Annotated in this window: 6 protein-coding genes; 4 read left to right on the top strand and 2 right to left on the bottom strand. The window is 70.5% G+C overall.

Going from position 1 to position 6,183, the window contains the following annotated elements; all coding sequences use genetic code 11:
- Window positions 1-495, top strand: a 495-nt coding sequence (locus AC1D01_RS16950; RefSeq protein ID WP_477868242.1) for a urate hydroxylase PuuD, incomplete at its 5' end; no start/stop codon positions are given.
- Between the two features lie 8 nt (window positions 496-503).
- Complete coding sequence (locus AC1D01_RS16945) at window positions 504-1,040, top strand: RDD family protein (protein ID WP_477868240.1); 537 nt, start codon at window positions 504-506, stop codon at window positions 1,038-1,040.
- On the opposite strand, the gene AC1D01_RS16940 is transcribed toward AC1D01_RS16945, so the two are convergent.
- Window positions 995-1,936, bottom strand: coding sequence for an AraC-like ligand-binding domain-containing protein (locus AC1D01_RS16940; protein WP_477868238.1), 942 nt, complete (start codon window positions 1,934-1,936; stop codon window positions 995-997). The genes AC1D01_RS16945 and AC1D01_RS16940 overlap by 46 nt on opposite strands.
- Window positions 1,937-2,175: 239 nt before the next feature.
- Here AC1D01_RS16940 and AC1D01_RS16935 point away from each other — a divergent pair, with 239 nt between their 5' ends.
- Window positions 2,176-2,901 carry a hypothetical protein gene (locus tag AC1D01_RS16935; protein WP_477868236.1) on the top strand — a complete coding sequence of 242 codons (726 nt, stop codon included), beginning with the start codon at window positions 2,176-2,178 and terminating at the stop codon, window positions 2,899-2,901.
- A 15-nt stretch (window positions 2,902-2,916) separates the two neighbouring features.
- On the opposite strand, the gene AC1D01_RS16930 is transcribed toward AC1D01_RS16935, so the two are convergent.
- Complete coding sequence (locus tag AC1D01_RS16930) at window positions 2,917-5,178, bottom strand: tetratricopeptide repeat protein (protein ID WP_477868234.1); 2,262 nt, start codon at window positions 5,176-5,178, stop codon at window positions 2,917-2,919.
- A gap of 133 nt (window positions 5,179-5,311) precedes the next feature.
- Here AC1D01_RS16930 and AC1D01_RS16925 point away from each other — a divergent pair.
- On the top strand, window positions 5,312-6,183 hold an 872-nt coding region (locus AC1D01_RS16925; protein WP_477868232.1), incomplete at its 3' end, for a hypothetical protein.

The following is a 6,183-nucleotide window of genomic DNA, read 5'->3' as shown; positions in this document are numbered from 1 at the left end:
TACTTCACGCTGCCGGTGCTGGCCGCGATGCTCAGCAACCACTACGGCTTCCTGTACGGCGCGCCGCACAACTGGGCGGTGCTGGTGCTGGTGATGGGGGCCGGCGCGCTGATCCGCCATGCGTTCGTGGTGCGGCACAAGGCGCTGGTGCAGGGCAAGCGGGTGCCGTGGGAGTACGCGGTGGCGGGCACGGTGCTGCTGCTGGGTGTGGCGGTGTGGCTCGCACCCGTGCAAAAGCCGGCGTCGCAGGCCGCGCAGCCCGTCACCTTCGCGCAGGTGCAGCAGGTGGTGGCCACACGCTGCCTGATGTGCCACAACGAGCAGCTCGCGAGCAAGGGCGTGCGGCTCGATTCGCCGCAAGGCATCGCCGCGCATGCGCAGCAGGTCTACCAGCAGGCGGTGGTGCTGAAGCTGATGCCGCTGAACAATGCGACGCAGATCAGCGACGACGAGCGCGCGTTGATCGGGCGGTGGTACGAGGCCGGTGCACGCTAGCATCCGGCATGAGCACCAATCCCTACGCCCCGCCGAAGGCGCCCGTCGCCGACTTCGATGCGAACCCGACGCAGGTGGCGTACGCAGGATTCTGGCGGCGTTCGATCGCCAGCTTCGCCGATACGCTGCTCTTCCTGGCCTTCTTCATCCCGCTGGTCCGGTTCTTCTACGGGTCCGACTACGGGACCCTGAAGCACGTTCCTGCCAGGACCTTCATCGGCGACCCGCTCGAGTTCTTCCTGACCTGGGTCTTCCCGGCCGTGCTCTACATCGGCTGCTGGATGAAGTGGCAGGCGACGCCGGGCAAGATGGCGATGAAGGTGCGGATCGTCGACGCGAATACCGGCCTGCCGCCGACGCTCGGTCAATCCGTCGGCCGCTACCTGGGCTACTACCTCTCGAGCCTCCCGCTGTTCCTCGGCTTCCTGTGGATCGCCTTCGACGCGCGCAAGCAGGGCTGRCACGACAAGCTGGCGGGGACGGTGGTGGTGCGCGACAGTCAGCGCCCGGCCGTGGCACGCAACTCGCGCGCCGACACACCGTAGGCGGCCCGGAACACCTTGCTGAAGTGACTGGGGTCCTCGAAGCCCCAGTGGCGGGCGATCTCGGCGATCGGCCGCGTCGCCATCGCCGGGGCCTCCAGGTCACGCCGGCACATCGCCAGGCGGCGGTCGCGGATGAAGCCACTCACCGTTTCGCCGGAGCCTTCGAACAGCTTGTGCACGTTGCGCTCGCTCATGCGGAAGCGGCGCGCCAGCATCGCCACGCCGAGCGACGGCTCGGCCAGGTGCCGTTCGATGTGGCGCTGCAGCTGCTCGCGCACCAGCTGCCGCAAGCCCGGCGCCGGCTGCTCGCCCAGGCACAGGCCCAGCAGGTCGAGCGCCCCGCCCAGTGCCACCTGCCGCCCGGTCGCGGGAAGCTCGCCGAAGCGCCGCATCAGCAGCTGGAAATGCTCGACGAACAAGGCGCCCGCGCCGTGCCGGCCGTCCATCGGCCGCCCGATCAGGTCGCGCACCCGTGGCAGGCGGCGCAGCAACTCGGCCTCGGGCACCAGCATCGACATCTGGCGCAGGTCGTCGCTGGTCCTGAAGGCCATCGGCCGCGTGCTGTCCCAGAGCGTGAACATGCCGGCGCCCAGCTGCAGTTCGCGGTCGTCGTCGAAGCGCAGCGTTTCGGTGCCCTGCGCGACCATCACGACGCTCAGCCATGCACTGTCGTCGCGGGCGATCTGCCGCCGCTCGCGCATACCGCTCACCGTCGCCGCGGACGTGCAGTCGGTCAGCCGCACGCCGCCCAGCCGGTGCTGGCGCATGAAGGCGGGGAAGCGGTCGCAGGCGATCTTCGGGATGTCCCAGCTCAGGTGCGCATCGACGATCACCTCGCGCCACGCGTCGAACTGCCGCCGCGGTGGCAGGCCATCCGTCGTCCAGGTCTCTGGCACGGAAGTGTGGGTGGGGGCAGACGCATTCATCGCGCGCCAGCTTATCGAGGGGGTCGGCGCCTTGCATGCCGAATCCTTGATCAAGGCATGACGGCGGCGCGCCTGTATCGTTGGCGAGACACCGTGGTCTGCCGCCGCACCCCCGCTGGTCCGGGCGCGAACACCGTGGGGCCACCCAGCCCCGCCGCGGCCGCCCTCGCATAGCCTGCAGGGCCCCAAAGCAGTACCCCTCCTCGACCATGACTTCTTCGCGATTCACGAATCTCCTGCGTGCCACCCCGCTGTGCGCCCTGCTGTTGAGCGCGTGCGGCGGCGGCAGCGACGGCGATGCGGCCACGGCGCCGGCCGCCGCCGCGACCCCCTCGGCCTTCGCCAGCTGCTTCGAGATCACAGCCGGCGTGGCCTACACCACGACCGATGCGGGCGGCACGCCCGACGGCGTCCTGCTGACCCGCGAGGCCTTCGAAGGCAGCGTGCGCAACACCGGCGTGAGCTTCGTGGATGCGACGCAGGTCCGCAGCGTGGCCACCTACTGGTCGCAGGAGGCGAACGGCATCCGCCTGTGGGGCGACATCGACTACGACAACGCCGGCGCTCCGGAGCGCAAGGTCGTCTTCTCCGACGGCGCCCTGCTGCCGCTCGCGCCGCAGGTGGGGCAGGCCATGGCCCTCGGCTACACCGTCACGATCACGCCCCTGAGCCCCTCGGCGGGCAGCCAGGTCGGAACCCAGGCGGTCCAGGAAACCTGGACCTTCGAAGGCTTCGAGACGCTGACGCTGGGCGGCCGGACCTTCACCGACAGCTGCCGCCTGCGCCGGCTGGCGGCCGATGCGGCCGCCAACGGCGACGGCCCGTCCACGCTCTGGTTCGCGAAGGGCTTCGGCAACATCCGCGCCCGCCACACCGACAGCGCCGGTGCCGTGCTGGAGGAAACCGAGCTGCAGACCATCACCGCCTCGCCCTGAACCACGAAGGGGGCGTCAGCCCGGCAGCACGTAGCGCGTGCTGGGCCCCTTGCCGGTCTGTTCCAGCAGACCGCGTTCCGTCAGCGCCACCAGGTGCTTGGACGCGGTCGCCAACCCCACGCCGCACACCTGCGCATAGATGCTCTTCTGGATCGACCCGACACGGAACAGGTGATCCAGCACCGCGATGCGCCGCTGCTCCTGCAGCAGCTCGCCGGCCTCGCGCTCCCACTGCGTGGACAGTTGCTGCTCGCGCGTCAACTCGCGGTTGAAGGTGCTGCGCAGCTGCTCGAACTCGGCGGCGAAGCCGTCGCCCAGGCCGTGCTTCTGGATCAGCTGCAGCGCCGCCTCGCGCTCCTTCGACGACATCGCGAGGTAGGCGTTCGCGATGGCCAGCCGGGCGCGCACATGGGCCTCGGCCCCCATCGGAACGGCCAGCACCGCACGGTGGCGCTGGATCTGTGCCATCTCGTCGAAGTGGGCCGCGAACTCCTCGGGCAGCAGGCGGTCGTAGGGCGCGCCGTCGCGCGGGCCGAGGATCTCGGTCTTCAGATTGCGCGTGGCCTCGAGGTGGGCCGGATCGTGGTCGCCCGGCGAGACCTTCAGCGCCGCGGCCGCATGCGCATCGCCCAGGCGCTCGTCATCGGGCTGCGCGTCGAGCTGGTAGCGCTTGTAGTGCGCCTCGGCCAGGTTGTAGTGCGCGCGGCGCACGTGCAGGCTCAGGCCGGCCTGCTCGCCCATCGCGAGGGCCTGCCGGTATTCGGCGATCGCCTCGCCGTAGCGGCCCTGCCAGAAGTAGGTCGCGCCGAGGTTCAGGTGCGTGCTGGTCAGCGTTTCCGGTTCGATCGGAACGCTGCCGGCCATCCCGAGGATGCGCTGCGAATAGGCGATCGCGCTGTCGAAGTCCTTCGCGTCGCCGTAGATCAGGCTGAGGTTGGCGTAGGTCTTCAGCACCGACAGCCGGTCGCCCTCGCGCTCGAAGATGTTCAACGCGCGGTGCTTGTGCTCGAGCGCCCGACGCAGGTCGCCGGCCCGGCGCCAGTACTCGCCCCAGGTCTGCTCCAGCATGCCGACCGTGGCCGGCGACAGCGAGGGATCGCGGCGCAACGGCTCCGCCCGGTCGAGCACGGCGCGCGAGCGTGGGTCGTTGCGCAGCACGTAGAGCCAGGCGAGCTTGACGAGCGTGGACAGGTACTCCTCGGCGACCGCCGCGCCCGGCGGGCGGTCTTCCTCCAGGCCCGCGCGGCGCAGGAACTCCGCGCTGTCCTCGTAGCACGCGAAGGCACGGTCGGCATCGCGCGGCTCATAGAACTTGCCGAGCGCGCCATAGACGATGCCCAGCATCAGGGCGTCGCCGCACCCGTTGGCGAGCCGCAGCGCCTGCTCATAGGCCTGGCGCTCGCGATCGCCGGCATCGCGGATGCGCCACAACCCCGCCTGCGCCAGCAGCAGGTCGAAGCGTTGCCGCGCATCCAGCGTGCCGGCGGCCACCAGCGCGATCAATGCATCGGTCTCCGCATCGTCGGCCACGTCGACCCGGGAGCGCTGCAACAACTCGATGAAGGCCACGGGCTCGTTCGCCTGGTGCAGGTGCCACAGCGCCGACAGCGTGTCCCGTTGCGCGAGCGCCAGCGCCGATTGCTGCCGGTGCCAGCCGGCCAGCGCCACGGGTGACGCGGGTTCCAGGCGAGGAAGCAGCTCGCGCAGCACCATGTGCCGCAACGCGATGCGCCGCTCGCCGGCTGCGGGCCGCTCCAGCAGCGCCTCGGCCGCGAGGCGCTTGCCCTTCTCGAGATAGCGGTAGAAGGTGCTCGGCCCGATCGCCCACAGCCCGCAGAGGTTCTCGCTGGCCGCCTCGTCGGCATGGCGGCGGTAGCGCTGCCGGAAATCGGGCACCGGCTCGAAACCGTAGTGGCACATCAGGGCCAGCATCGGCCGCCAGCTCGTGCGATCCACCCACGCCGCGGCATCGATGCCGGAGAGCCCGGACGCCTGGTCGGGGCGCAGCTGCGAGACGACCCAGCGCAGCCACAGCGCGGTCGCCTCGACCAGCGCGCGGCCGCGCGGCAACGCATCGCCGGCGGCCCCGAGCACCGGCTGCAGGAAGCGCCTGACGAACCAGCGGGTGGCCTTCGGCCGGCGACGCAGCCAGTCGTCGAGCGTGCCGGTCTTGTGGGCGGCCAGCGCCTGCCCCAGCAGGGTTTCCACCGTGCCGGCCGACAGCAGCAACGTTGCGGCACCTGGGCCGCCCTGCAAGTTAGGGGGATGGTTCGCCATGGATCCGGTGCATCGTCTCGCGATCGTCCGGACCGCGACGGATTTGCGCGGTCTGCCATGCCTGGGCATGCGAGCGCGCGACGGTTAGTGTATCGACGCGATTTCGCACCCATCGCCTCATCGAGGAACCGTCATGCCCCTGCCCCGTCTTCTTGCTTCCGATCCGACCACCTCGTCCGCGACCGACGGCGTCGCGCTGGTCGTCCTCGCGCCGTTCGGCGGCGACGCCGTGCTGAGCGGGTTCCCCGACGGAACCTCGCGCGACCTGTCGCAGCACCCGTTGATGAGGGCCTTGCCGAAGATCGCCGCCAGCGGCGTGCACGTCACCGCGCTGATCGACCTGGCCGACGACGATTCGTACCTCGTGGAGATTGCCGCGCTGCAGCCGGCCGACGTGGTCGTCACCTCGCGCTGGAAGCAGGACATGACCTCGCCGAACACGCTGGCCGGCCTGCTGCGCCAGGCGCACCAGGCCCACCCCGCCGCCGCGCTGGTGCTCGCGCTGGAGGGCCATGGCGCCGGGTTCCTGCCCGAGATCGATCGCAGCAAGCTGACGGCCCACAACATCACCGGCGGCGGCGCCTTCGAGTGGCACCTCAGCGAATCGGGCGGCACGCCGGTGCTGCCGCAAGGCTCGCCGGTGCTGCCCCAGGGGTCCCCGGTGCTGCCGCAAGGCTCGCCGGTGCTGCCGGTCAGCCAGATGCCGCTGTCCACCTGGGGCCTCGGCAACGCGCTGAAGCAGGCCCAGGACGCCGGCGTGCCCAAGCTCGCCGCGATCCATTTCAACAACTGCTTCAACATGTCGGTCGAGGTGCTGCACACGGTGGCGCCCTACGCCGACTACGCGACCGGCTACGAGAACTACAACTTCTTCACCGCCGGCGCGGCCTACCCTGCCGTGTTCCAGAAACTGGCGGCGGCCGGCAGCGCCACCGCGCAGCAGCTCGCGCAGTGGTTCGCCGACGGCAACAAGGACATCCTCGCCGCGAAGGGCAACCACCCGAC

It is taken from the genome of Rhizobacter sp. P3_B12, assembly GCF_056402895.1.
This window is presented reverse-complemented; position numbering and strand designations above follow the sequence as displayed.

Coding starts and splice junctions, on each gene's coding strand:
- AC1D01_RS16935 (WP_477868236.1), top strand. CDS start 2,176: ATGACTTCTTCGCGATTCACGAATCTCCTGCGTGCCACCCCGCTGTGC.
- AC1D01_RS16930 (WP_477868234.1), bottom strand. CDS start 5,178: ATGGCGAACCATCCCCCTAACTTGCAGGGCGGCCCAGGTGCCGCAACG.